The 25,897-nt window shown below is 64.8% G+C and carries 25 protein-coding genes and 1 pseudogene; 15 read left to right on the top strand and 11 right to left on the bottom strand.

Annotated features, from left to right (window positions below; genetic code table 11):
• Positions 1-16 precede the first annotated feature (16 nt).
• The 4 genes from ACO07H_RS12770 (at position 17) to ACO07H_RS12755 (ending at position 4,670) form a co-directional block, all read left to right on the top strand.
• Positions 17-1,162, top strand: coding sequence for a PilT/PilU family type 4a pilus ATPase (locus ACO07H_RS12770; protein ID WP_422014663.1), 1,146 nt, complete (start codon positions 17-19; stop codon positions 1,160-1,162).
• Entirely contained in the window at positions 1,159-2,019 is an 861-nt protein-coding gene (prmB, locus tag ACO07H_RS12765) for a 50S ribosomal protein L3 N(5)-glutamine methyltransferase (protein WP_422014661.1), read from the top strand. Before ACO07H_RS12770 ends, prmB begins: the two co-directional genes overlap by 4 nt.
• Positions 2,016-3,950, top strand: coding sequence for an ATP-binding cassette domain-containing protein (locus ACO07H_RS12760; RefSeq protein ID WP_422014659.1), 1,935 nt, complete (start codon positions 2,016-2,018; stop codon positions 3,948-3,950). The genes prmB and ACO07H_RS12760 overlap by 4 nt, the downstream gene beginning before the upstream one ends.
• A gap of 333 nt (positions 3,951-4,283) precedes the next feature.
• Entirely contained in the window at positions 4,284-4,670 is a 387-nt protein-coding gene (locus tag ACO07H_RS12755; protein WP_422014657.1) for a hypothetical protein, read from the top strand.
• Positions 4,671-4,818: 148 nt separating this feature from the next.
• Here the strand turns inward: ACO07H_RS12755 and ACO07H_RS12750 are convergent, their stop codons facing one another.
• Positions 4,819-5,181 carry a DUF1304 domain-containing protein gene (locus ACO07H_RS12750; protein WP_422014655.1) on the bottom strand — a complete coding sequence of 121 codons (363 nt, stop codon included), beginning with the start codon at positions 5,179-5,181 and terminating at the stop codon, positions 4,819-4,821.
• Between the two features lie 125 nt (positions 5,182-5,306).
• On the opposite strand from ACO07H_RS12750, the gene ACO07H_RS12745 reads away from it, so the two are divergent.
• A complete protein-coding gene (locus ACO07H_RS12745; protein ID WP_422014653.1) occupies positions 5,307-5,798 on the top strand; it encodes a MarR family winged helix-turn-helix transcriptional regulator in 492 nt (163 codons plus the stop codon).
• A gap of 50 nt (positions 5,799-5,848) precedes the next feature.
• Positions 5,849-6,283 carry an organic hydroperoxide resistance protein gene (locus tag ACO07H_RS12740; RefSeq protein ID WP_422014651.1) on the top strand — a complete coding sequence of 145 codons (435 nt, stop codon included), beginning with the start codon at positions 5,849-5,851 and terminating at the stop codon, positions 6,281-6,283.
• Here ACO07H_RS12740 and ACO07H_RS12735 read toward each other — a convergent pair.
• Positions 6,280-7,221 carry an asparaginase gene (locus ACO07H_RS12735; RefSeq protein ID WP_422014649.1) on the bottom strand — a complete coding sequence of 314 codons (942 nt, stop codon included), beginning with the start codon at positions 7,219-7,221 and terminating at the stop codon, positions 6,280-6,282. The genes ACO07H_RS12740 and ACO07H_RS12735 overlap by 4 nt on opposite strands.
• Positions 7,222-7,298: 77 nt before the next feature.
• On the opposite strand from ACO07H_RS12735, the gene lexA reads away from it, so the two are divergent.
• Positions 7,299-7,970: a transcriptional repressor LexA gene (gene lexA / locus ACO07H_RS12730; RefSeq protein WP_422014647.1), complete on the top strand. Its 672-nt coding sequence runs from the start codon at positions 7,299-7,301 to the stop codon at positions 7,968-7,970.
• A 424-nt stretch (positions 7,971-8,394) separates the two neighbouring features.
• On the opposite strand, the gene ACO07H_RS12725 is transcribed toward lexA, so the two are convergent.
• Positions 8,395-8,589 carry a hypothetical protein gene (locus ACO07H_RS12725; RefSeq protein ID WP_422014645.1) on the bottom strand — a complete coding sequence of 65 codons (195 nt, stop codon included), beginning with the start codon at positions 8,587-8,589 and terminating at the stop codon, positions 8,395-8,397.
• Positions 8,590-9,158: 569 nt separating this feature from the next.
• On the opposite strand from ACO07H_RS12725, the gene ACO07H_RS12720 reads away from it, so the two are divergent.
• Both ACO07H_RS12720 and ACO07H_RS12715 read left to right on the top strand, forming a co-directional pair.
• The gene (locus tag ACO07H_RS12720; RefSeq protein ID WP_422014643.1) at positions 9,159-9,761 is read left to right on the top strand and encodes a hypothetical protein; all 603 of its coding nucleotides are present in this window, start codon (positions 9,159-9,161) and stop codon (positions 9,759-9,761) included.
• Entirely contained in the window at positions 9,752-10,030 is a 279-nt protein-coding gene (locus ACO07H_RS12715) for a hypothetical protein (protein ID WP_422014641.1), read from the top strand. Before ACO07H_RS12720 ends, ACO07H_RS12715 begins: the two co-directional genes overlap by 10 nt.
• A 224-nt stretch (positions 10,031-10,254) precedes the next feature.
• On the opposite strand, the gene ACO07H_RS12710 is transcribed toward ACO07H_RS12715, so the two are convergent.
• Entirely contained in the window at positions 10,255-10,905 is a 651-nt protein-coding gene (locus ACO07H_RS12710; RefSeq protein ID WP_422014639.1) for a GNAT family N-acetyltransferase, read from the bottom strand.
• 139 nt (positions 10,906-11,044) lie between these two features.
• Positions 11,045-11,458 (bottom strand): universal stress protein, encoded by a 414-nt coding sequence (locus ACO07H_RS12705; protein ID WP_422014637.1) that lies wholly within the window; start codon positions 11,456-11,458, stop codon positions 11,045-11,047.
• Positions 11,459-11,544: 86 nt separating this feature from the next.
• Here ACO07H_RS12705 and ACO07H_RS12700 point away from each other — a divergent pair, with 86 nt between their 5' ends.
• Positions 11,545-12,834: an acetyl-CoA hydrolase/transferase family protein gene (locus ACO07H_RS12700; RefSeq protein ID WP_422014635.1), complete on the top strand. Its 1,290-nt coding sequence runs from the start codon at positions 11,545-11,547 to the stop codon at positions 12,832-12,834.
• Positions 12,835-13,163: 329 nt separating this feature from the next.
• Here the strand turns inward: ACO07H_RS12700 and ACO07H_RS12695 are convergent, their stop codons facing one another.
• Positions 13,164-13,640: a hypothetical protein gene (locus ACO07H_RS12695; RefSeq protein WP_422014633.1), complete on the bottom strand. Its 477-nt coding sequence runs from the start codon at positions 13,638-13,640 to the stop codon at positions 13,164-13,166.
• A 199-nt stretch (positions 13,641-13,839) separates the two neighbouring features.
• On the opposite strand from ACO07H_RS12695, the gene ACO07H_RS12690 reads away from it, so the two are divergent.
• The 4 genes from ACO07H_RS12690 (at position 13,840) to ACO07H_RS12675 (ending at position 18,606) form a co-directional block, all read left to right on the top strand.
• Positions 13,840-14,493 (top strand): BON domain-containing protein, encoded by a 654-nt coding sequence (locus tag ACO07H_RS12690; protein WP_422014631.1) that lies wholly within the window; start codon positions 13,840-13,842, stop codon positions 14,491-14,493.
• 57 nt (positions 14,494-14,550) lie between these two features.
• Entirely contained in the window at positions 14,551-14,772 is a 222-nt protein-coding gene (locus tag ACO07H_RS12685) for a transposase (RefSeq protein ID WP_422014629.1), read from the top strand.
• A 404-nt stretch (positions 14,773-15,176) separates the two neighbouring features.
• Entirely contained in the window at positions 15,177-17,294 is a 2,118-nt protein-coding gene (locus ACO07H_RS12680) for a putative bifunctional diguanylate cyclase/phosphodiesterase (RefSeq protein WP_422014627.1), read from the top strand.
• Between the two features lie 364 nt (positions 17,295-17,658).
• Entirely contained in the window at positions 17,659-18,606 is a 948-nt protein-coding gene (locus tag ACO07H_RS12675; protein WP_422014625.1) for an IS481 family transposase, read from the top strand.
• 226 nt (positions 18,607-18,832) lie between these two features.
• On the opposite strand, the pseudogene ACO07H_RS12670 reads toward ACO07H_RS12675, so the two are convergent.
• Positions 18,833-19,336: pseudogene (locus ACO07H_RS12670) on the bottom strand (ATP-binding protein); the annotation flags it as partial.
• A complete protein-coding gene (gene istA, locus ACO07H_RS12665; protein ID WP_422014623.1) occupies positions 19,329-20,864 on the bottom strand; it encodes an IS21 family transposase in 1,536 nt (511 codons plus the stop codon). The pseudogene ACO07H_RS12670 and the gene istA, both read right to left, overlap by 8 nt.
• 71 nt (positions 20,865-20,935) lie before the next feature.
• Between istA and ACO07H_RS12660 the strand changes: the two genes are divergently transcribed.
• Positions 20,936-21,319: a DUF6880 family protein gene (locus tag ACO07H_RS12660; protein ID WP_422014621.1), complete on the top strand. Its 384-nt coding sequence runs from the start codon at positions 20,936-20,938 to the stop codon at positions 21,317-21,319.
• Positions 21,320-21,897: 578 nt separating this feature from the next.
• Here the strand turns inward: ACO07H_RS12660 and ACO07H_RS12655 are convergent.
• Genes ACO07H_RS12655 through ACO07H_RS12645 form a run of 3 tightly spaced genes read right to left on the bottom strand, consistent with a single transcriptional unit; the run spans position 21,898 to position 25,861 of the window.
• The gene (locus ACO07H_RS12655) at positions 21,898-23,988 is read right to left on the bottom strand and encodes a PAS domain-containing sensor histidine kinase (RefSeq protein ID WP_422014619.1); all 2,091 of its coding nucleotides are present in this window, start codon (positions 23,986-23,988) and stop codon (positions 21,898-21,900) included.
• Positions 23,985-24,548, bottom strand: a complete 564-nt coding sequence (locus ACO07H_RS12650) for a response regulator (RefSeq protein ID WP_422014617.1) — start codon at positions 24,546-24,548, stop codon at positions 23,985-23,987. Before ACO07H_RS12650 ends, ACO07H_RS12655 begins: the two co-directional genes overlap by 4 nt.
• A complete protein-coding gene (locus ACO07H_RS12645; protein ID WP_422014615.1) occupies positions 24,545-25,861 on the bottom strand; it encodes an HD domain-containing phosphohydrolase in 1,317 nt (438 codons plus the stop codon). The genes ACO07H_RS12650 and ACO07H_RS12645 overlap by 4 nt, the downstream gene beginning before the upstream one ends.
• Between the last annotated feature and the right edge of the window lie 36 nt (positions 25,862-25,897).

Here is a 25,897-nt window from a genome sequence, read left to right as displayed (position 1 = left end):
GAGCGGTGGCGGCAACATGGAGCGCATCCTGCGGCTGATGGCCGACAAGGGCGCGTCGGACTGCTACCTGTCGGCCAACATGCCGGTGCTGATCCGCATCAACGGCCAGACGGTGCAGTTGTCGGACCAGCTCCTGACGCCGCCGCAGCCGCGCCAGCTCATCGCCGAGGTCATCGATCCCGGCAGCCTGGCCGAGCTGGACGCCACCGGCGAGCTGAACATGGCCGTGTCGGTCAGCGGCGTGGGGAGCTTTCGCCTGTCGGGCTTTCGCCAGCGGGGCTCCATCGCCGGCGTGTTCCGGCACATCCCGCACAGCATCCCGTCGCTGGAAGGCCTGAACCTGCCGCCGGTGCTCGGCCAGATGATCAAGGAGAAGCGCGGCCTCATCCTGATGGTGGGCGCCACCGGCACGGGCAAGAGCACCACGCTCGCGTCCATGCTGGAGATGCGCAACCAGACGATGACCGGGCACATCCTGACCATCGAGGACCCGATCGAGTACCTGTTCAGCAACAAGCGCTCGGTGGTCAACCAGCGCGAGATCGGCCGTGACACGGCGTCGCTGCAGATCGCGCTGAAGAACGCGCTGCGACAGGCGCCGGACTGCATCCTGATCGGCGAGATCCGCGACCGCGACACGATGACGGCGGCCATCAGCTACGCGCTGTCGGGCCATCTGGTGCTGGCCACACTGCATGGCAACAACACCTACCACGCGCTCAACCGCATCCTGTCGTTCTACACGCCGGAATCCCGCCCGGCGCTGCTGAACGACCTGGCGGCGGGCCTCAAGGCCATCGTGTCGCAGCGCCTGGTTCGCGCCGTTGCCGGCGGCCGCGTACCGGTCATCGAGATCCTGCTGAACACCAAGCTGGTGTCCGAGCTGATCGAGAACGGCGACTTCGCCGGCGTGAAGGAGGCGATGGAGAAATCCATCGCCGAGGGCTCGCAGACCTACGAAGAGCATTTCGCCAAGCTCATCAACGACGGCACCATCACCCGCGAGGAAGGCCTGACCTTCGCCGACTCGCCGACCAACCTGCTGTGGCGTCTGCAGAACGACGCGCCCGGCGCCCGTCTCAGCAGCGCGCCGCGCAAGGAAGAGAAGGCCGGCGACGAGGCCAGCTTCACCGAAATCACCCTGGACGTACGCGGCCCTTGAAACTGATCACCTGCATTGACACCCAAGCTGCCCGCCTCGACCAGGCGGGCTTGTTTTTTGGCCACGGCACGACCAACGCCTTCGACGAGGCCGCATGGCTGGTGCTGTGGAGCCTGCAACTGCCGCTGGACGCGCTGGACGAGCACGCCGAGCGCGAGCTGACCGAGACCGAGCAGTCCGCCGCCGAAGCGCTGGTCGAGGAGCGCATCACCAGCCGCAAGCCGGCCGCCTACCTGACGGGCGAGGCCTGGCTGCAGGGCGTGCCCTTCACCATCGACGAGCGCGCCATCGTGCCGCGCAGCTTCATCGCCGAGCTCATCGCCGACGCCAGCATCGACCCCTGGCTGAGCCCGGACAGCCGCCGCGTGCTGGACCTGTGCACCGGCAACGGCAGCCTGGCCGTGCTGGCGGCGATGGCGTGGCCAGACGTGGCGGTGGATGCACTGGACATCGACACGAACGCGCTTGCCGTCGCCAAGCTGAATATCGAGCGCCACAACCTGGTGCTGCGCGTGCGCCTGCTGCAGGGCGACGGCCTTGCAGGGGCCGAAGGCGCCTACGACCTCATCCTCTGCAACCCACCCTACGTCAACAGCGCCAGCATGGCCGCCCTGCCCGCCGAGTACCGCGCCGAGCCCGAGTTGGCGCTGGCCGGCGGCAGCGACGGCATGGACTTCATCCGCGAGCTGCTGCGCGCCGCGCCCGCCGCGCTGAACGACGAAGGCGTGCTGGTGCTGGAGATCGGCAATGAGCGCGAGCACTTCGAAGCCGCGTTCCCGGCGCTCGAAGTCGTCTGGCTGGAAACCTCGTCCGGCGCCGATCAGGTGCTGCTCGTGACCAAGGAGAACCTGCTGTGATCACGCTGCGCGACATCACGCTGCGCCGCGGCGTCAAGGTGGTGCTGGACAACGCGTCCGCCACGCTGCAACCGGGCGAGAAGATCGGCCTCGTCGGCCGCAACGGCGCCGGCAAATCCAGCCTGTTCGCGCTGCTGACGCACCGCCTGGGCAACGACCGCGGCGAGGTCGAGGTGCCCAAGCACTGGCGCCGCTCCGAGGTCGCGCAGAACATGCCCGAAACCGAGGACGGCGCCACCGACTACGTGCTCGAAGGCGACCTGCCGCTGATGGAGGCCCGCGCCGCGCTCGAGGCCGCCGAGGCGGCCAACGACGGCCATGCCATGGCCGACGCGCATGCGTTGCTGGCCGACGTGGGCGCCTTCGACGCCCGCTCCCGCGCCCAGGCGCTGCTGATGGGCCTGGGCTTCAAGACCGAGCAGCTCGACGCGCCCGTCAACAGCTTTTCCGGCGGCTGGCGCATGCGCCTGCAGCTGGCCCGCGCGCTGATGTGCCCGGCCGAGCTGATGCTGCTGGACGAGCCCACCAACCACCTGGACCTGGACGCGCTGGTCTGGCTGGAAGCCTGGCTGCAGCGCTACGACGGCACGCTGATCGTCATCAGCCACGACCGCGAGTTCCTCGACGCGATCACCAAGGTCACGCTGCACCTGGACGAGGGCAAGCTGGTGCGCTACGGCGGCAACTACACCAGCTTCGAGACCCAGCGCGCCGAGCGCATGGTGCTGCAGCAGGCGGCCTTCGCGAAGCAGCAGGACCGCGTGGCCCACCTGCAGAAGTTCATCGACCGCTTCAAGGCCAAGGCCAGCAAAGCCAAGCAGGCACAAAGCCGCGTGAAGGCGCTGGAGCGCATGGAGCGGCTGGCGCCGGTGCTGGCGTCGGCCGACTTCAACTTCGAGTTCCGCGAGCCACTGAACCTGCCCAACCCGATGCTGATGTTCGACGAAATGTCGGCCGGCTACGGCACCACCACCATCGTTCGCGACATCGACCGCTCCGTGCTGGCCGGTCAGCGTATCGGCATCCTGGGCGCCAACGGCCAGGGCAAGTCCACGCTCGTGAAGACCATTGCCGGCACCCAGCCTGCGCTGGCCGGCAAGATGACGCAGGGCAAGGGCCTGTCCATCGGCTACTTCGCGCAGCAGGAGCTGGACGTGCTGCGCCTGGACGAAGGCCCGCTGGAGCACATGGTGCGGCTGGCGCGCGAGGTCGGCCCGGCCGGCCGCGAGCAGGAGCTGCGCGACTTCCTCGGCCAGTTCCGCTTCACCGGCGACATGGTCAACCAGGCAGTCGGCAGCCTGAGCGGCGGCGAGAAGGCGCGGCTGGTGCTGGCGATGCTGGTGTGGCAGCGGCCCAATTTGCTGCTGCTGGACGAGCCGACCAACCACCTGGACCTGAACACCCGCGAGGCGCTGTCGATGGCGCTGAACGAGTTCGAAGGCACGGTCATGCTGGTCAGCCACGACCGCGCGCTGCTGCGCGAGGTCTGCGACGAGTTCTGGCTGGTGGCCGATGGCGTCGTCAAGCCCTTCGACGGCGACCTGGACGACTACCAGCGCTGGCTGCTCGACCAGAGCAAGGAAGCCGCACGGGCGGCCAAGAAGCAGCCGGCGGCGGCGCCCGCTCCAGTGGCTGCGGCCAAGGCCGCGCCCGCACCCGCAACGCCTGCAGACCGCAAAGCCTCGGGCCAGGCGCGCGCCAAGGTGGCCGAGCAGACGCGGCCCCTGCGCAAGGAGATGGAGGCCATCGACAAGCGCATGCACGCGCTGGCCGAGGAGCGCGCCGGCATCGAGGCTCAACTCGCCGAGGGCGCGGCCGCGTCGGCGATCGCCGAGATGGGCAAGCGGCTGAAGGCCATCCACGACCAGCTGGAAGCCGACGAGATGCGCTGGCTTGAACTGGGCGAGCAGATCGAGGTGATGGGCGCCTGAGGCGAGCCCAGGAAGCGCCCCGCGGGGCGCTTTTCCATTCCCACCGAACACCGGCGCCGGGCCTTGGGTCCGTCCGGGCAGGCGCGCCACCTTCGATACCGTGCGCCTGACGGCGGCACACGCCGGGCGGACGAAGGAAGCGTGAGCCTTGCCTGCGTCTGAACGAGAGAGCAACATCCGCATCATTCCGGCCGGTCGCGGCCAACGGGTGGCGGTAGGTGGCGAACTCGCATTCGACGCTTCCGCTGAAGACGCCCAAGTCGAAAGCTTGGGTCCTCAGTTGTCGGGCATTCAAGCCTGGCGATGTGTTCCTACCAACCAAAGAGAGATCACATGCGTACCTCAGCAAAATTGGCTTCGCTCCTGGTGCTCTTCGCGTCGTCTGCGTTTGCACAGCAGTCGACATTTGATGGGAAGTGGAGTGGCCCGGCGACGAGCCCCAGCGCGGGCGACATTCAGGTCGATCTGACGATTGCGAAGGGCAGCGGCACCATGCGATACGAGCAGAAGGTGAACTACACCACCATCGATCAGTGTGCGAACCGGGACCTTCCGGTTTCCGTGAAGTCTCAGACGGCGACCGAGATGGTCATTGCGATCCAGGGCGCGAAAGTCTTGAAGGGCTGCTTTGACGAGACCGCGACCCTCAAGTTCGTTGACGGCAAGACGCTGCAGTCAACGTTGAAGGACGGCCGGACCATGAAGCTCAGCCGCAAGTAAGCCGCCCGCGTCGCGCATCCCGGATCTGCGACAGCCGGGCACGGCACCGGCAGGCCGCCTGGAGGCGCCACCCGCCTTGCAGGCGGGTAGCGTTCGCGGCCGGCGAGTCGGCGATGCCCGTCGGTCGGTGACCGGCGGCGTACGCCTCTCAAATGAGCATCAGCGCCGCGAGCGCCAGCAGTGCCGGGACGGCCTGCACGAACAGGATCTTGCGCGACACCGTCACCGCGCCAAACACGCCGGCGACGATGACGCATCCGAGGAAGAACACCAACCACGGCTTGCCCGCGCCACTGCCGCCCAGCATCAGCCCGTAGGCAAGGCCCGCCACCAGGAAGCCGTTGTAGAGCCCCTGGTTGGCGGCCAGTGCCTTGCTCTTCTCGGCGAAGTCCTTGTCCAGCCCGAAGGCCTTGCGGCCCAGGGGCTTCGTCCAGAAGAACATTTCCAGCACCAGGAAGTACAGGTGCAGCAGCGCCACGAGCGCGGCCAGCACGGTTGCGACCATCAGCATGGCTTCTCTCCTCGTTGTTGTAGTGGGTAGGGGTGGCGCATCGTCTCAGATCGCCCTAGCCTGCCGTGTCGCGCAAAAGACCATTTAACTTGTGTGCAATTAAATTGCCAACTACATTTGCAGCCATGGCACGCAGCAAGTCCTCCAGCACCGCGAGCGATCCCCGAGAGCAGTGGCTCCGGCTGGACCGGCAGCTGTGCTTCGCGCTGTACAGCAGTTCGCTGGCCATGACCAAGATCTACAAGCCGCTGCTCGCGCCGCTGGGGCTGACTTATCCGCAGTACCTCGTCATGCTGGTGCTGTGGGAGGCTGACGGGCTAAGTGTGTCGCAGCTTGGCCAGCGCCTGTTCCTCGATTCGGGCACGCTGACCCCGCTGCTCAAGCGCCTGGAAGCACTGGGCCACATCGAGCGGGTGCGTGCCCGCGACGACGAGCGCCGCGTTGACATCCTGCTGACCCCGGCCGGCCGCGCACTGCGCGCGCAGGCCCTCGACATTCCCGCCCAGCTCGCCTGCGCCAGCGCCTGCGACCTGGACGAACTGACCGCCCTAACCCAGCGGCTTCACCAGTTGCGCGGCCAGTTGAGTTCGGCCGCCGCATCGACGGCGGCCGACTGACCGCCGCCGCCCGCAGTTCCACCACCCTGACCACCCCAAAGGAGCCCACCATGGCCATCGAAAAAGCCCTCTACACCGCCACCGCCACTGCCACCGGCGGCCGCGCCGGTACCGCCAAGTCGTCGGACGGCGCCATCGACGTGACGCTGTCCACCCCGAAGGAACTGGGTGGCGCGGGCGGCCCGGGCACCAACCCCGAGCAGCTGTTCGCGGCCGGCTACTCGGCCTGCTTCATCGGCGCGATGAAGGCCGTCGCCGGCAAGCAGAAGATCGCCCTGCCCGCCGAGGTCTCGATCACGAGCGACGTCGCCATCGGCCCGCACGCCAACAAGCCGGGCGCCTTCGGCATCCAGGTCGACATGAAGATCTCGGTCCCCGGCATGGACCGCGCCCAGTTGGAAGAACTGGTGAAGACCGCCCACGAGGTCTGCCCGTACTCCAACGCCACACGCGGCAACGTCGACGTGTCGCTGACGGTCGTCTAAGACGTTTCGCCGAGCAAGGCCAGGATCATCTCGATCCTGGCCTTGACCGGGCTCAGCGCGCCCGCGCTGGGCAACAGGCCAGGCAGGTCCATGACCGGCCCGGCATCGCAGCGCGTGCTGCGCCAGACCTTCACGCCCGCCGCCTCGGCGTCGCGCAACGCGGCATCGAGCGCGCGGCTCAGCGTGCCGTTGCCGGTGCCAGCGGCCACCAACCCGTCGACGCCTTGGGTCTGCAGCGCCTGCACCAGGCGGCCATCGGCGCCCGCGTGGTTCATGACGATCTCCACGCGCGGCCACGCATCGGCCGGCCGCTCGATGCGCGCCAGCCCCAGCGCCTCGCCCGCCGGCCAGCGGCCCAGCAGGCGAACGGCCCCCTCCTCCACACGAGCCACCAGTGCGCCGTCGGCCGACTCGAAGGCGTCGACGCGGTAGCTGTGCGTCTTGCGCACCTGCGTCGCGTCATGCACGCGGCCCGCGAACGCGACCACCACGCCCGCCGCGCCCGGCGCCGCGGCCACCTGCACCGCATCGAACAGGTTCTGAGGTCCATCGGGCGCCAGCGCGGTGGCCGGCCGCATCGCGGCCGTCAGCACCACCGGCTTGGCCGGCGCCAGCACGCGGTGCAGCAGGTAGGCCGTTTCCTCCAGCGTGTCCGTGCCGTGCGTGATGACCACGCCGCGCACCTCGGGCCGCGCCAGCTGCGCGTGCACCGCGGCCGCCAGCCGCTGCCAGGTCGAGAAATCCATGTCCTTGCTGTCGAGTTGAGCAACCTGGAGCGCTTCCAACGAACGCCCGGCCAGCGCCGGCACCGCGGCCAGCAGGTCCTCGACGCGCAGCTGCGCGGCCGTGTAGCCGACACCGTCGCTGGCGGTTTTGGCCGTGCCGGCAATGGTGCCGCCGGTACCCAGAATGACGATCAGATCGGCTGCAGTTTGCAATTTGCTGGTTTCCTGGATGAAAATACAGGTGCTGGACAAATCGCCAGCCACCGATACGCACTCGACAAAGGCCGCCCGTGCAAGACCGACCCAAGCTTACCGCCCGCCAGCAGCAGATTTTCGAGCTGGTCCGCCACGCGATCGAAAGCACCGGCGCGCCACCGACCCGCGCCGAAATTGCCGCCGAACTCGGTTTCAAATCGGCCAACGCTGCCGAGGAACATCTGCAGGCGCTGGCGCGCAAAGGCATGCTGGAACTCGTCGGCGGCACCTCGCGCGGCATCCGGCTGAAATCCGATGTGCTGGGCGCCGTCAACCGCGCCCGCCAGTTCAGCCTGCCCATTCCCAGCCTCGCCCAGCTGACGCTGCCACTGGTCGGCCGCGTCGCCGCCGGTGCGCCCATCCTGGCGCAGGAGCATGTCGAGCAAAGCTATGCCGTCGAACCCGGCCTGTTCGCCAGGAAGCCGGACTACCTGTTGCGCGTCAAGGGCATGAGCATGCGGGACATCGGCATCCTCGACGGCGACCTGCTGGCCGTGCAATCAGCCAAGGACGCACGCAACGGCCAGATCGTCGTCGCACGCGTGGGTGACGAAGTGACCGTGAAGCGATTCAAGCGTGGCCCCGAAGGCATTCAGTTGCTGCCGGAGAATTCCGAATTCCAGCCGATTCTCGTCACCGAAAACAGCGACGGCTTCGCCATCGAAGGCCTCGCCGTCGGATTGATTCGTGGACAGGGATTCAACTGAATCTCACACGCGGGAACAAATTTCCCGGCGAAAAAAGAAAAAGCCCAATCTGTTTTAGATCGGGCTTTCGTTTGAGATGGGCCGGGGTCACCCAAAAACTAACCGCCAACCCGCATGAACATTGGAATTTATGCAGGCTGGACGATGAGTTCCTGCAAAAGTTACTGCGTCGGCTTCGGGCGTGGCCGGTCGTACTCAACCCAGCTTCCCACCAACTGACGCACGAACCTGACGGCCTCAGAGAGGGTCATAGGTTTTGGCGGCGGCTGTCGGTTTCGCGCGTTGCCATGCCGGCCATCCGTACAGCCTACGCGAACACGAGAGCGAGGGGTTTGAGAACTAGAAGGCGGAGATACATTCCCTAAAAACTAGGGCGAGCCTCGTGATCATCCATTGCCCGAAGTGTGAGTACAGTCGGCAGCCGTCAGACACAGCGGCGCCAGGAACATGCCCCTCGTGCGGTGTGGTGTTCGAGGAACTTCTCGCGTCGGAGGTTTGCTTCATCTGACCCCGCGCGCAGCGCAATGTCTGCTTCCTGGTGAGTCTCGGGAGGTGAGGAGGGAACGTCCGCCCCGAGGCTGCCGCCGTTGCGGGTGGTGAGGGTGTCGGTCTTGCTCATGGTTCACGCCTTTCTGCGTTGGTGGTGGGAAAACCCGCTTCCTGGAGCCGTCTCGGCGGACCAGGAGCGCAGCTGCACCGTTGCGTTCGGTGCGCACTGCGCTACCCGTCGAGAAAGGGACGGCCCAGGAAGCAGGCCACCACCGACCCGCAACCGGGAGCAAGACGGACGGGTTTACCCTCGCCAACCGCAGCAACGCCAGCCGCGCGCCGCAGGACTGCGCGCCGCAGGACTGCGCGGCAGCCAGCGGCGCACCCTCACCGCGCAGCGGTGCACTTCAGCGCCGCCAGGCGCCGACGAGATGGGATCGGAAGGGCTGCGCAGCAAGTCCGCGTATTGCGCAGACGAGCGCCAGGCGCGAACCGAGAGCGCCCGTTCGGGACGCAATGTGTCCCGACTCGCTCGCAGGCTTTGTCAGCAGAAGGCTTTAAACGCCTCGACAGGAGGCGCCAGGTGAGGTGCTGTATATATGAACAGCTTTTCGCGGCCGCCGCCGATCCGGTGCGCGGCCAACCAGGCGACATCCGTCCCCACGCCTGGTGGCTCAGCCATTCGCATAGGGACCCTACATGTACGCCCGCTTCTACGTTGCCTACTTCCCCATCAACCCGTATGGGGATGCCATGCCAGAGAAGGCCATGAAAGCGGCCCGCGCAGCGCTGGACAGCCGGCTGGGTGGCGCCTGCCGCGTGCTGGCTGCCAAGGCCGCATTCGAGGACGCCGGCGGGCTGCAGGCGTACTGGCAAGGCATCTATCCACCGGCCATCACGCACTGGACGATCGCCACATACCAAGCCGTCGATGCTGCCCTCCAGGCAGAGCCACCGCGCCAATCCTTGATTGAAGACATCGAACGGTTGAGTGTTGCCAGCATCGACGTTCTCGCCGCGGCTCACTACGCCTACACCCCCAGCCAGTGGCTGGACGTGTTCACGGCCCACTTCGGCATGAGCGACCACTGCGACTCTCACGACGAGGCCAAACTCGCAGGCAGCCGTTGGCTGGCCATCGCGCCCGGGGCCTGCCCCATCGCCGCGGCGGACCAGGAGATCCGACGCCGGTGCGCACCGACCCAGCCTTACGAGCCGGCACGCACCGACAGCCTCCGCACCGTCAAACAGCGGGCCCACCTCGCCAGCCACGACACCAAAGGAGCGCAGCCATGCTTCTGAACCTCAGCGATCCCGACAGCATCGTGGCCTGGTGGACCGTCCTCCCAGAACGCCACGACGCCTACCTCTCACACAAGATGCGGGTCAGCCCCGAGTTCGCACCGGCCATCATCGAAGCGCGCCACCGCATCGCTACACATCCCGAGCTGACACGGGTGCTTGAGCTATCCAACGCGCGACGGCTTCACCACGACGCGGCGATGGCCAGCCGGAACGACAGCCTCAGCTCGCTGCAGCTGAGACACCAGGAGCTGGCCACGGCCGCCTGAGCTGGCATTCACACGCACCCCGCAGTTGTCATGGGTCCCACTGACCCGATGGCATTGGGCTTGCTGCCTCGTGCCGCAAGCCCTTTTTTGTGCCCTGATCGCCCTCGCACAGCGAGGTCTGTGCCCAAACCCGACACGCGCAATCAGCTACCCAGCGGCGTGAGGCGCCTGGCTAGGGTCCCAAGGCTCGGACAAGCTACGCGCTGCTACCGCTTGCATAGACTTCATGTTGCCATCGTTGCCGGCCTGACCTTCGCTTCGCTCGACACGGCACTCGCCTTCAGGTCCACGCTATACAGCACCAAGGTTGCATCATCGGGGTCGGTCTTGTGCCGGAAGTGCAGGTAGTCGGCAAACTGACGCATGCGGGTGTTGTCTGCTGCGTCGCTCGAATGCATCTCATCAATGCCTCTGGCCCGTGCCACCTCAATCAGACGCGCCATCAGCAGGCTGCCCAGCCCCTTGTTCTGCCAGTCGTCGCTGACGGTGACGGCAAACTCGCAGTCGTGCCCATCGGCGCGCGCGCTGAAGCGGGCCACGCCAACCGCGCGTTGCTGACCATCGCCTCCTTCTTCGACAAGTGCCACATAGGCGGCATCGGTGGAAGGGTTGATGACCGTCATCTGCTTCAGCAGGGCATCGCTCGGCGAACGCATGGTTTCGAGAAATCGGAAGCGACGAGAGCTTGGAGAGAGCCCCTCGATGAATCGCCGCTCGAGCTCGACGTCGTCGGCATGGATAGAACGCACGAAAACATGAGTACCGTCGCGCAGAACCACGTCAGCCCCGTCCTTGGGCGCGGCAACCGCTCCGTGAGCGAACGCCATGTCCGCCACGGCGGCGACATCCTTGTGCAATTGAGCGTCCGTCTGCATGCCTGAACTCGGATTGATTTGATGTCGAGCAGCCTGGCCTGTCTGCGGCTAGCGGTCTGTTCGGCGGCGCACATCGGCGCGACTGCCAGCCGTCTCAGGTCTCAACGGCACGACTCCTACACCCGGGCACACTGGCACATCACTTGACCAGCAATACCGGCACATCGCAATCTGCCGCTATGTGCTGCGCCACGCTGCCCATCACGACCCGGACGAGCAGGCCTCGCCCGTGGGTCCCCATCAGGATCATTTGGGCCTTCTCGCGCTGACGGGAACCAACGACTTCTGCTGTTGCTGAGCCGACAACCCGCTCGCATCGATAACGAATCGGGTGCCGGTCCAGGAACGTCCTGACCGGCTCGATCACCTTGTTCGCCTCATCGAGGTAATACTCCTGAATAACCGTGGCGCGGAACATATGGGCCGCACGCGCGGGTCGTCGGCGGCCAAGATGATCTTCATGCGAGTGCCCTGGTGAGCTCAGCCCAGACGGTGCGGTGGCGCCAATACCGTCAAGCGTCTGCGCAAGCAAGCAAGCAAGCAAGCCGATCATCTGTGCGTCGGCGCACGGTGAGTTCAGTGCCATCTGAGCAATACATCGAACGCAAACTTGTTGTGCGCGACAACCCCGGAGACCCCATGTCGACCCAAGCCGTGTACCGAAGCAAGCGAATGCCGGCCTCCGACGCCATCGGGGTGGTGCGCGATGGCGATTTCATCATCGTGCCCACAGGGGTGGGCGAGCCGCCGAGCCTTCTGACGGCGCTGTCGGACAAGCGACGCGACCTGCTCGGCGTGAAGGTCGCGCAGATCCTGGCGGTGCGCAAGTACGACTACATCGACCCTGCAACGGTGGAGCACGTCCGCCACGTGGCCTTCTTCTACGGCGGCGCCACGCGCGCAGGCGGTCAGGCGGGCTGGATCGACTTCATCCCCAACTGCTTCTCAGAGCTGCCCAGCCAGATTGAGCGCGGGCTGATCCCGGCCGACGTCGTGTTCTCGATGGCGTCGCCGATGGACGAGCAGGGCTACTTCGCCATCAGCCTGGCGGCCGACTACACGATGGCCGCCATCGCCAAGGCTCGCGCCGTGGTGCTCGAGGTCAACCCGAACGTGCCCTTTGCCTACGGCAATTGCCGGGTGCACATCTCGCAGGTGACCGCACTCACCGAAAGCGATGCTCCAGTGTTCGAGGTCGGGTTGCCCAAGATAGGCCCGGTGCAAGAAGCCATCGGCAAGTATGTTGCCGAGCTGATCGACGACGGCTCGACGCTGCAGATCGGCTACGGCGGCATTCCGGACGCCGTGGTAATGCAGCTGACCCGCAAGCGCGACCTCGGCATCCACACCGAAATGATCGGCGATGGCATCCTGACCCTCGTGGAATGCGGCGCGGTCACGAACCGGCGCAAGAACTACCTGCCAGGCAAGATGGTGGCCACCTTCGCGCTGGGTTCCAACAAGCTGTACCGCTTCATGGACCGCAACCCTGCGCTGGAGATGCACCCAGTCGACTTCACCAACGACCCGGCGCTGGCCGGGATGAACGACAACCTCGTCGCCATCAACGCCACCTTGCAGATCGACCTGCTCGGGCAATGCGGATCCGAAAGCCTCGGCCCCGCGCCCTACTCGGGCACGGGTGGGCAGTCCGATTTCGTGCGCGCTGCGAATCGGTCGCGCGGTGGCAAAGCCATCATCGTCCTGCCCGCCACGGCCAAAGGCGACACCCTCTCCCGCATCGTGCCGGTGCTGTCGCCGGGCACGCACGTCACGACGAGCAAGAACGACATCGACTACGTCGTCACCGAGTACGGCGTGGCCCGGTTGCGTGGCAAGTCCGCCGGGCAACGGGCGGCTGAGTTGATCGCGATCACACATCCGGACTTTCGTGCCGAGTTGGCCCGCCATGCTGGGCGCTTGCCCTAGCAGTGAACAGCCTGACGCAGGTTGCAAGCAGCGAGTTCCACTCAGTTCGTGAGGGATGAGCCAGTTCAACGCTCTTGGGGCAGCACCGCCGCTTGCAAATGCATGGAGAAGATCTCCGTGAAAGATCATCGCTGCCGCGGATCTCCGCCGGCGCCAGCAGCACCATGACCTCGCCTGGGGCAGATCGCACCTTGAGCTTCAGCGTTCAACACCTGCCAGAGCACCGCACCGCGGGATTCTCCGCAACGACTTTTGCGACTAGTGAGTCGGCTCGGCGGCCAGAGGGGGCCCGCGAGTGGTCAAGTGCCTGGCGACGCTGTGCTGCATATTCAGGTATGCCGGGCCGCCTGCCGCAACAGATCGAACTGCGCCAGTGTCGCCACATAGACCGCAGTCGCTGCATGATCCAAGTTTTCCGGGCTGAGCACCTCAGCGACCGAAGTCTCGTGACAGCCGTGGCCGAGCACGCCGCTGGCCAGACCCTCCGCCGCCACATCGCCACAGGCGTCGAGCAGGCGGATGTCCAGCGAGGCGCAGGGCCCCTGGCCCACCGCCATGCCATCGACCAACGTCATGTCGACGATGCAGATCAAGCCCCGTTGACCCACCAGGGCCAGGAAGGTCGACAGCCCGCGCGGCGTTTGCTGGACCTGCACGTCACTACCCAGGCCGATGGCCTGGAAGCGGCGAGCCAGATAGAACGCACAGGACTCGACTTGCGGTCGCAGGGCACGCGTCAGTAGCGTGACGGTGATGTCCCATGCGGGCTGGCTGGGTGGTGTGGGGATGGCGTTGGGCTGGGGCATGGCAAAAACAGTGTCCGGCGCCCGGGCCGCAGCCATACCCGGAACAGGCAGGTCATCGCCTGCCATCAACACCCCCGGCATCTGCTGACCTGCGAGTTCACGCGCCCAAACAGGTCTGTTGGGCGTGCGCAGACGCACAGACCCGTTGCGCGCAGCAAGCCAAGCTGGCGTTCCCCACAGACAGCCAGGAATAGCCACCATGAAGACCGACAGCCAACTGCAACAGGACGTCAGTGCAGAACTCAAATGGGAACCCTCGGTTTACGCCGCGCGAATCGGCGTCGCGGCGAAGAATGGGGTCGTCACGCTGGCCGGCCAGGTCGACAGCTATTCCGAAAAGTGGAATGCCGAGCGCGCCGCCCTGCGTGTGACCGGCGTCAAGGCCTTGACCACCGAGCTGAAGGTACATCTCACCAGCTTGAGCAAGCGCACGGACGCCGACATCGCGGAAGCGGCCGAGAACGTGCTTGAGTGGACGTCGTCGCTGCCCGCCGGCGCCATCAAGGTGATGGTTGAGAGCGGCTGGGTCACGCTGACCGGCGCCGTCGACTGGCAGTACCAGCGGCAAGCCGCGACCGACAGCGTGCGCTTCCTGATGGGCGTGACGGGCGTCAGCGACCAGATCAGCATCAAGCCGTCGGTAACGGCCACTGCCGTCAAGTCGGACATCGAAGCCGCGCTGAAGCGAACATCGATTGCGGATGCCAAGAAGATCTCGGTTGCGGTCGATGGCAGCGATGTCACGCTGTCGGGCTGGGTCCACAGCTGGGACGAGCGCGCCACCGCGACCAACTCGGCCTGGGGAACACCGGGTGTGCGCAACGTGATCGACGAGATGACGTTGTCCTACTGACGCCCGCCGACGATCTGCGTCGCAGGCTGTCTCCCGGGCGCTAAACGTTCGGGACCGGTGCCTACATCCTTTGGAGGGCGGCTATCTGGCGAGCTAGCGGTCAAGAAGCACCAGGTCAGCGAGCCCACGATCTACGCCTGGCGCAAGCATTTCGGCCAGCTTGAAGTGGTTGAGTTCAAACGACTGAAGGCCCTGGAGCTGGAGAACAGGATCCTGGCTGATCAGAACTGCCCCAGATCAAGTGGAGGCACTGAATCGCACCGGCACCGGAGTTGTTGACAAATCGATGCAGCGCACTCGCGCATCATCTCCAGCCCTTTCCGGTGACCGAAGCACATGCAGACGGCGACCTCGCCCGTACTTGTGCAGGGCGACCTATCGGCCGGTCTGGTGGAGAGCGAGAGGATGCGCGCTGCCCGCTGATGTGTGGCGCGAAGGGGTGGCGAGTTCATGTCGGCAATTTACCTACAGGCATTGCAAGGTTTTGTGGCTGGCCGTCGCGGAGTCGGGCCACAACAATCGATCGCATCGATGCTCGCTTCCATGAGGCCGCAATGCCGCAAGACGTACTCCGTATGCAGAACCACTCGTCGTTCCGAAAAGAACGACATGCCACTTCGGGCGCTCCTCATCAACTGTTGCATCGGATGTTTGGTCAACCGCGAGGGATACAGCGTCGGCTGATGGGGTTGGTTGTCACCGGTTGCGCCGCCGTGGTGTTGATCACCGGCGCGGCGGTGGCATTGCAATGGCGTTCCCTCGACGACGCTGCCCAGATCGAAGCCCGCAACCTCGCGCTGTCATTGGCTCAGACGCTTTCCGCGTCTACAAGCCACACTCTGCATTTCTTGCCGGGCAGTCATGGTGTCGACAAGCGCGACATCTTCGTCCTGGATCAGGGGAGGCTTACCCTCTCAAGCATCCTGCCAGCCGAGGTCGGCACGGTCTATGTCAATGACCATTCCATCGAGATCGACCAGGTGCTTCGCGATGGCATCCCCCGCAACTTCACTGAAACCAGCAATCAGCACCCGCAAGGGGCGCGCTTTGTCGCTGTACCCATACGCGCCTCGGCAGCGCCTGGGGCCGCCATCCAGGGAGTGCTTGCACTTGAGTACAGCCGTCTGTCAGACCAGTTGTTCTCTGAGAGCACATCGTGCCTGTATGCCCTTTCACTATTCGGCATGTCGATACTCCTCGCCATCGCCATCCGAGGGATTCAGCTTACGCACCGACTGTCGGACTCCCTTCAGAATCTGCAGCACGGCGTGGAGTCCTTCGCGCGTGGACGAATGGACACACGTCTGGTGCCAGCGGGCACCGCCGAGGTGGCAGCGCTGGGCGCTGCGTTCAACACAATGGCCGAAGCCTTGCAGGAAAGGACATCTGAACTCCAGCGGGAGGGCGAGATTGCAAGGGCCGCAGCCCTGGAGGTCGAGCGGCTTGCCTACACGGACCCTGTCACAGGACTAGCCAACCGTGCCTCGCTGTCTCGCCTACTCGCCCATGAGATTGAAGCTGCCGCAGATTCAGAGCGTGGCTTTTCGCTGTTGATGCTGGGACTTGATCGCTTCCGCAAGGTCAACGATTCGCTCGGACATTCGATAGGTGACGAACTGCTCTCCATGATAGGCCAGCGACTCAAGACATCCGCGGGGACGCATCAGGTGGTTGTCCGACTGGGTGGCGACGAATTCGCCTTGCTGATGATTCAAGTCGATCCACAGGTTGTGGGTGCAATCGCTCGCAAGCTCATCGACGTCGTGGGAAGTCCCTGCCGCGTCCGAGGAAATGAACTGCGCATGAGTGCCAGCATCGGTGTCGCGATCTTCCCCAAGGACGGCGGCGACGAGGAAACGCTGATGCGCCATGCGGACATCGCGTTGCATCACGCAAAGGAAGAAGGTGGCGATACGTTCACCATCTACCGTGACGAGCTGAACCACCATTCCGTTGAGCGGCTGGCTTTTGAAGCAGCAATGAGCCAGGCGATCGAGACCGAATCGCTCGCGGTTGACTACCAACCCAAGGTCTCGGCCAGAACCGGATTGATCGAAGGTGTCGAAGCACTCGTGCGCTGGAGACATCCGCGACTGGGCAACATCCCGCCGATGAAATTCATCCCTATCGCAGAAGAGACGGGATTGATCGTGCCCCTCGGCCGTTGGGTGATGAAAAAGGCGTGTGAGCAACTGGCTGAATGGCAGCGCCAGGGCCTCCCCTCGATCAGCATGGCCATCAATCTGTCACCGGGCCAATTCCGCGACCCCGGGCTGCTTGCAGACGTGGGGGATGTGTTGGCACTGACTGGCGTCGCTCCCCACATGCTTGAGCTGGAGATCACCGAGAGCATGTTGATGAAGGATGCAGCCCGCACCGTCGAAATGCTTTACGACCTGAAGCGGCTTGGCATACGTTTGGCCGTGGACGATTTCGGTACCGGCTATTCCTCGCTGTCGCAACTGCGCGCGTTCCCGGTAGACACACTGAAGATCGATCGCAGCTTCGTACGCGGCATCGCCGAAGACGCTGACGATCGGGCAATTGCCCATGCCATCACACGGATGGCTCGAACGTTGCGGCTCCATGTGGTCGCGGAAGGCGTGGAGACGGAAGCCCAGCAGCAAGTGCTCAGTGAGATTGGCTGTGATCTGCTGCAGGGCTTTCTTTTCAGTCCCGGCGTGCCGGCCGGTGAGCTTGAAGACATGTTGCGGTGCCAGGCCGAGGGCGGCGCGATTTGTTCGCAATCCGCTGCGTCGCTCACGGGCCTCGAGATCAGGTTCGATCCGACGATGGTCTGAGCTCATGCGCTGCGACATCGGGCTTGTCCCTCCGACTACAACCATGCATTGAACACACACCTCGCGGAGCGATGGTTCACAAAGCGGCTGCCTCCAACTCGTCTGGAAACATAGCTCCGAGCATATGGTCACACCAGTGACTGGGTCTGAGCACCCGACCTCATAAGCCAGCTCGGGTGTTCGATAAGCGCGTCGGCTATGCCTCCACGATCACGTTCAGCACGGCCTTCAGCCGCCACGTGGGGAAGGCGCCTCGGCTGTATTCCCGAGAGGGCTAGCTGTCGTTTCCCAAGAGGTTGTTCACCCGAAGTAGTCGGGGAAGATGGAGGTTCTCAAGCCAAACCATCAACCCAAACAACCTCGGATGAACAGCCATAAGAATGCCTCATTAACGCCGCGTGGCCGCGAGAACTTGGTCAAAAACATCGCCGCACAGGGCACCAGGAAGGCGGCCGACGCTGCGGGCGTCAGCGCGCGCACCGCATCGCGCTGGAAGCGGCGTCATCAGCTCGAAGGCGTCGCCGGTCTGCAGGATCGCAGTTCTCGTCCGCACCGTAGCCCTATGCGCATTAGCGCGGACAAGACCGAGCGGATCGAAGGCTTGCGCCGCCATCAGCGCCTGGGCTACGCACAGATCGCCGAACGCGTGGGCGTGTCCAAGAGCACAGTGGGACGCGTTTGCGTGCAAGCCGGCCTGGCCAAGCTGCCGTCGGTGCAAGACAGCGTCCCCGTGCGCCGCTACGAGAAGGACCGCCCCGGCGAGCTGCTGCACTTGGACATGAAGAAGCTGGGCTGCTTCGAGCAGCCCGGGCATCGCGTGACGGGCGACCGCACGCGCAACACGCCCCGTGCGGGCTGGCAGGCGCTGCATGTGGCCATTGATGACCACTCCCGGGTCGGCTTCAGCCAGGTTCTCAGCGACGAGACCAGCCGCAGCGCCTGCGACTTCCTGATCGCGGCGCTGCGCTACTACTGCAAGCTCGGCGTGCCGGTCCAGGCCGTCATGACCGACAACGGCTCGGCCTACAAGTCCAGGCGCTTTGCCAAGCTGTTGCGCAGGCTCGGCATCAAGCACAAACGCACGCGGCCCTATACGCCGCGTACCAACGGCAAGGCTGAGCGCTTCATCCAGACGCTTCTGCGCGAATGGGCTTATGCCTATCGGTATCCCAGCTCAGACGTGCGTGCCGCTGAGTTGCAGCCCTGGATGCAGCACTACAACTTCAGCCGCCCGCACTCCGCCGTCTCCCACAATCCTCCCGCCTCCAGACTCGGCTTCGACGGGAACAACGTCCTGAGAAACTGCAGCTAGCAGCCTCATCCGCATTGAGGATGCCTTCTGGCGCGCGCGAGCCTAGCCTTCAAGGCCGTCAGAAGATGGCTGTCGGCCGATGGCCATACGTAGATGGCGGCGCGTCTTGCGTGTCAGCAAGTTCTCGAATAGCTCAGGGAGCAAGCAATGCGACATGGCTGCTTTGCGCGACACGGTCTCGTGCTCGGACTCTCGTTCTGCGTCGCGGCGGGCGCGATCGCCGCTGCACGACCATGTCCATGTGGGCCAGCCGGTGCGCCATCTGGCCGGTCTTGTTGCAGAGCTTCTCCTGCTCGAGCTGGTTGACCAGCTCGACCGTGGAGAAGAACCGCACGCGCCGCCGGTGATGCTCCAGCGCCTGCACGCCGATGGCCGTGGCCAGGTGGGTCTTGCCCGTGCCTGGACCGCCGACGAGCACGACGTTCTCAGCCCGGTCCATGAAGTCGCCCAGGTGCAGTTGCCTCACCAGCGCTTCGTTGACCTCGCTGTGCGCGAACTCGAAGCCGGCCAGGTCGCGGTAGACCGGGAAGCGCGCCTGCTTGAGCTGGTAGGCCACGGCACGCACCTCGCGCTCGGCGGTCTCGGCCTTGAGCAACTGCGCCAGCAGCGGCTGTGCGGCCGCGAAGGCCGGTGCACCTTGCTCGGCCAGCTCGCCCACCGCGTGGGCCATGCCGAACATCTTCAGCTCACGCAGTGCCACGACGAGCGCGTTGATCTTGGTGTCACGCATGGCGCACCTTCCTTTCATTGCGCAGGTCGTCGTAGCGCGTCACGTTGGCTTGGGGTTCGGTCGTCAGACGCAAGGCCTGTGGCGCGTCCACCGGTGGTGGATCGGCCTTGCCATCGAGCAGTCGGTGCAGCACGTTGATGACGTACATCTTGGTCGGCACGCCGACCTCCAGCGCCATCTCGACGGCCGCGAGCACCGCCTGCTCCTCGTGGTGCAGCACCAGGGCCAACACCTCGACCATCTCCCGGTCGCCGCCTTGCTTCTTGAGCAGCTCGGCCTGTAGCTTCTTGAAGGCCACGGGCAGCTCGGTGAACGGCGCGCCGTTGCGCAGGGCGCCCGGCTTGCGTTGCAGCACGGCCAGGTAGTGGCGCCAGTCGTAGATCGTCTGGCCCATGCCGGTGTCGTGGCGCCTGTCGATGACCCGCTTGTGCTCGCAGATCAGGTTGCCCTCGGCCGCGACGACGAGGCGGTCGGCGTAGACGCGCAGGCTCACCGGCCTGTTGGCGTACGACGCCGGCACGCTGTAGCGTGGGCGCTCGAAGGTGATCAGGCACGTCGGCGAGACGCGCTTGGTGTGCTCGACGAAGCCGTCGAAGGGCCTCGGTAGCTGCATCAGCGTGGGCTTCTCCAACTGCCACACGTCGAACACGGTCCCGGGCTGCTGGCCGTGGGAGATCTCCTTCCACAGCGCCAGGCAGCGCTCTTCCAGCCAGACGTTGAGCGCATCGACGCTCGGGAACGCCGGCACCGGTTGCCACAGCCGATGCCGCGCATCGCGTACGTTCTTCTCGATCTGCCCCTTCTCCCAGCCCGAGGCCGGGTTGCAGAACTCGACCTCGAAGAGGTAGTGGCTGACCATCGCGGCGAAGCGCGCGTTGACGTCGCGCGCCTTGCCGCTCAGGACCTTGTCCACGGCGGTCTTCATGTTGTCGTAGATGCCGCGCTTGGGCACGCCGCCGAACACGCGGAAGGCGTGGTTGTGCGCGTCGAACAGCATCTCGTGGGTCTGCAGCAGGTACGCCCGGACGTAGAAGGCCCGGCTGTGGCTGAGCTTGAAGTGCGCCACCTGCAGCTTGGTGCGCTCGCCGGCCAGCACAGCCCAGTCCTCGCTCCAGTCGAACTGGAAGGCCTCGCCGGCGTCGAAGACCAGCGGCACGAAGGTGCCGCGCCCCGTCGTCTGCTTGGCTTCCTGGCGCTTCTGGGCCCAGTCGCGCGCGAAGGCCGCCACGCGGTTGTAGGAGCCGTCGTAGCCGAGCGTGACCAGCTCGGCATGCAGTTGCTTCAAGGTGCGCCGCTGCTTGCGGGTCTTGCCGGCCTCGGTCTTGAGCCAGTGGGCCAGCTTCTCGGCAAACGGGTCGAGCCGGCTCTTGCTGGCCCGCTTGGCGTAGGTCGGCTCTTGGTCGCCGCTGCGCAGGTACTTCCTGATGGTGTTGCGAGACAGGCCGGTGCGTCGGGCTATCTCGCGGATGGACAGCTGCTCTCGCAGGGCCCACCGCCTGATGACACTCAGTGTCGCCACGTCAATCACTCCAGTGCTCCTGCCGCAAATTGCGGCAGGCTAGGTTGATACGTGGGTCAGGTTTGAACGGAAATCAGTGTGTGAGGTGGGTCAGGTTTCGGAGGAAATCAACAGCGCGACTTCTGATCGAGCTTCTTCGTAAGACCGACGCTGAAGCCGTCCTCGTCGACAAGGCGGCAGCCATTGATGGCGCGGACTATGTTGCGTTGCGACCGCTGGCGACGGCTCTGGCCGAACAGGGAAGTCGCAAGGGGGCTACAGCCATCTACAGGGCCCTGCTGCTCAACATCCTGGAACGAGCCAACGCTCGCGCCTATGGCCACGCGGCCCGGTATCTGCAGAGCCTGGAGTTGCTGGGGTCAGAGGACCTCGCACCGTTGCAGCCGCACGGAAACTTCGTAGCGCACCTGCGCAGCAAGCACGGGCGCAAGACAGCATTCTGGTCACTGGTCGGCGGCGCCTGAACTGTTCTTCGTACCTCTGATACAGCTTGCTGCGCAGGCGCATGGCGCGTCTGGGGTCAACGACACATCGCGGCCCTTCACGCACCCGGGGCTCGTAGTCCTGCATTTCCCGCTGCGCGAGAACGGACTGATTGGTGAACTGGCCGGTCCTGATCGGCTGCGCTTCGCGCTTGGCCGGCCAGATCGCCACCCCAGGTGCCCGCCAAACCCGAAGCCGGCCCGCTCTTGAAGTGATCGCAACGGCTCGACCGTCGCGCCAGCCGTCCCACCGTGCTCCCCCACAACCCCGCCCCTGGGTGAGAGGGACTTGCGGGAGATCTTCTAGCGTGGGCCGCGGAACCGGCGCACTGCTTCGGCTGCGTTCGACCATCTTCGCGGCGGGCAAGCATTGCAGGCGTCCGGTGCGGCACACCTACATCCCGACCATCGACGTCTTGCGCGGCCTTCTCAGGGAGGGTATCGAGCCTTCACGGTGGCCCAGGGCTCCAGCCGGATGAAGGGCTGGGCGGCGTACACGAAGCACATGATCCGCATGCGCCATGCCGGGCAGCGACGACCTGACGATCGGGATCGGGCAACTATGCTTGAGCGCCGCGTACCGGGATCCAGACGCGAAAGCGCGTCCCGGAACCGAGCTCGGAGTCCACTTCTATGCGGCCGCCGTGCTTTTGCACGATTGAGAACGACAGCGACAACCCAAGACCCGTACCCTTGCCGACTGGCTTGGTCGTGAAGAAGGGTTCGAAGATGCGCCGCTTGACCTCCTCGCTCATGCCGCTGCCGGTGTCGCTGACCTCGATGCAAATCCAGTCATCCTCGACGCGTGTGGCCAGCGTGATCGTGCCGCGTTCGGCAATCGCGTGCGCCGCATTCACGATGAGGTTCATGAAGACCTGGTTGAGCTGGGCGGCAATGCAGCGCACCGGCGGCAGCGCGCCGTAGTCCTTGCGCACGTCAGCCCTGTACTTCACCTCGTTCATGACGACATTGAGCGTCGAATCCAGCCCGGCATTGAGATCGGCGTCCTGCCAATCGGCATGATCGACACGCGAGAAGTCCTTCAGGTCCTGCACGATCTTCTTGACCCGTGACAATCCTTCCTCGCTCTCGTTGAGCAACTGCGGCAGGTCTTCCTGCACGAAGGTGAGATCAACTGCGGCATCGATTCGCGCCAGTTCGCTGCGCACCGCATCCGGCAGATCCTCGCCCGGCGTCTCCCTAAGTAGAGCCAGCAGGCTGAAGATGGGCTCTACATAGCCGCGCAGCGAGCCCAGATTGGAGCTGACGAAGCCGATGGGATTGTTGATCTCGTGAGCCACGCCAGCGGCGAGCTGACCAATCGACGCCATCTTCTCGGATTGCAGTAGTTGGTTCTGAGCGTCTTCCAACCGGCTGTTTGTAAGCTTGAGGCGCTCATAGTTCAGCTCCAGTTCGCGCTGCGCTTGACGGACCTCGGTGCGATCCTGCAGCAGCCACCACGTGCCAGCCGTCGGCTCGGTCGGGTTGGCCACATAGGCGATGAGCTGAACCCATAGCGTGCGACCTGCCCGCGTGCACATCTCCATTTCGTGCAGCAGCGACCCGCCCTGCGACAGCACTGGATAGGCGGTGCGGCCCAGCGCTTCGAAGTCCGCTTCGCATGTGAAGAAATCACGCGTTTGCAGGCCGTGGGGTGAGGCATCTCCGAGTTCGAACATCTCCGCAAATTTCTTGTTGCCACGTTGGATGCGTTGATTGGCGGTCGCGATGATGCCCACCGATGCGTTCTCCAGAAAGGCCTCCAGCTCGTGGTGCGTAGTCAGCAGTTCAGCCGTACGGTCGGCAATCATGTTCTCTAGTTCGGTGCGGTGGCGGCGCAGTTCGTCCTCTGCCTGGCGCCGGCGCGTGACGTCTTGAAGCGTCTCAATCGCACCGACGACCCTGCCATGTGAATCGACGAGCGGTGCCGCCGTGAAGTAGAGCCAGCAGCCGTATGCACCGAAATTCGGGAAGTAGCCCTCAACTTCGTACGCGTGGGCTGCGTGGGGAGAGGGGTTGCAACGCTTGCCATACAAATGTTCCCCTTCTTGATCGACTCGGCCATCCAGGATCAGGTCGGCCAGCAGCGGTCGGGCCTCAGGATAGAAGGCGCGCCAGGTGTCATCTCGCCCCATCATGTCGACCGCTTCGCGTTGAGTCAGGTGGGCGCAGGCTGCATTCCAATGTGTGATCCGGTGGGACTTGTCGATGACGAAGGTGGGTACCGGGCTGTTCTCGACGATCTGGTAAAGCACGCGGCCAACGTCGAGCAGGCTGGTCTGCACGTGGCGGATGTCGCTGAGATCCTGCCCCGTCAGCACCGCGCAGGGCTGGCCATCGAGCATCACCCGCTGGGCCTTGATCTCAAGCACACGTCGTGCGCCGCTGCCCGTCAGGGCCTCAACCTCGATCGAGGGCAGTTCGCCGTCTGCGGCGAGGCAAAGGAAACCATAGCGCTGCAATTCGTCGGAAAACCCCTCGGCCGCCCAACCATGCGGAGTCATCCCCAGGAGCACTTGTTTGTCATAACCGAGCAGGCGCTCCATCGCTGCATTGGCGAACAGGATACGCCCTGCGTCGTGCACCAAAGTCGCCGCGCTCACGGCCTGCAGTGCCCTGCAAAAGTCCGCAACCGCTGCCAGCGAAATCAACGTTCCACCTCGCCTGGGTCCTCAAGGATGAAAGAGCCATCGCTACCCCATTTGACGTGAGTGATGCCGGGCTCAAGGCGCTCCAGGCGACGAAGCTCAGCCTCTTGGGCACTGAGTACGCCTGTCTGCTGACGCACCTGGTCAGCCAGCCGTTGGTTCTCTAGGGTCAGCTCGCGGATGCGGAGCACTTGGCGCACGGCGCTGAGAAGGTCGAAGTCCACCCAGGGCTTGGAGATGAAACGCGCAATCTCTGCCTCGTTGATGGCGGCCACCAGCGCGCTGAGGTCGGCGTAGCCCGACAGAATGATGCGGCCGCAGTCCGGCTGCACCTGTCGCAGTTCACTCAGGAATTCAACACCCGACATGCCTGGCATGCGCTGGTCTGAAATGGCCAAGGCGAAAGCGCGTTCGCGCGCGCATGCCAGCGCCTGCGACGCGTCCGTGAAGCTCTCCACCTCATAGCGTACCCCGGCCGTGTCCCTCAGCCCTTTGCGAAGCAGGCGCTGAAGTGCGCTGAGGATGTGGGGCTCATCGTCGACGAGCAGGACGCGCTCGCTCATGCTGCACCTCCTTCGGGCAGCTTCACGAAGACAGTCAGCTTCACACCTTCGCGGCTTGCAAATTCGCGCAGCTGCTTGACGACGCGCACGTCGAAGACGAAACCCGCCGCCAGCAGCAGCGTACCCTGCGGCGACAGCAGGTCGCGTGATAGCACCAGGCCAGGCATCACTTCATGCGCCTGCAACTGGCGGTCGCGCGGCTTCTCTGTGGGTTCATCCTTCAGGGCCAGCTCGAAAGCCTCCACGACCGACTTCTCATAGCGCGTGCCGGCTCCTCCGAGGATCAGCGAGTGCGCCTCGGCGGCAGAGTAGCGTTTCAGGGACATTCGTCCCGACTGGGCCGCGTAGTAGTCGCTGGCGACGCTGAGGATCTGCGCGCCGAGCGGCACTTCGTCGCCGCTGATCGCGTCCGGGAAACCCTTGCCGTCGATGCGCTCATGGTGCGAACGCACGAAGCGGGCGACGCGCTGCAGTTGGCGGAGCGGCAACAGCGCGGCTTCGCCATTGAGCGTGTGGCGGCGATACAGCGCCAGCTCGTCGCCTGCCATGGCCGACAGGGGCTTGCGTAGCATCGCGTCGGGGAAGCCGATCTTGCCCACTTCGTGCAGAAGCCCAGCGATATAGACATCCTGCTCCAGCTGCGCGCCGACATTGAGCCGGCGCGCCGTGCGCCGCGCCAAATCCGCGACCTCGCGTGAATAGCCTGCCATGCCGCCGCCGCGCAACTCAATGAGACCAGAAAACACATTGATCGATAGCAGGAAGTTCTCTTGCAGCTGGGCAAAGGAGGTCTCAAGCATCGCGTTGACCTGCTCAAGCTCGCTGGTCCGGGCCTTGACCCGCGCAGCGAGGTTGGTGTTTAGTGTCTGCAACTCCTCGTTCTGCGTTCGGGTGAGCTGCAGCAATTCCCGGTTTTCCTGTTCCAATCGGCGCCGTTCCAAGGCATCCTGAACGCACATCAGCAACTCGCGATCATCCCAGGGCTTCGACACGTAGCGATGAATCTGGCCGCGGTTGATCGCCGCTACGGTGGAGCCAATGTCGGCATAACCGGTGAGCAGGACGCGTCCGACCATCGGCCACCGTTGATGCACCTGCTCCAGCAGGCTGGCACCGTCCATCTCCGGCATTCGCATGTCGGACACGACAAGGTCGACGGGCTCGGTCTCAAACACCGCCAAGGCTGCCTTGCCACTCTCGGCCAATAGGACGCGATAGCCCTGGGGCCGGAACAATCGACGCAGCGCGCTGAGGATGGAGGGTTCGTCATCGACGAACAGCACAACCGGCAAAGCCTTCGCGTCTGGAATCATGTTTTGCTCCCTTCGACGACGCGCCACAGCACCCGC

The organism is Roseateles sp., assembly GCF_965229315.1.
Taxonomy (GTDB): Bacteria; Pseudomonadota; Gammaproteobacteria; order Burkholderiales; family Burkholderiaceae_C; genus Pelomonas.
The sequence above is the reverse complement of the archived record's forward strand: the minus strand, read 5'-3'. Positions and strand labels throughout refer to the sequence as shown.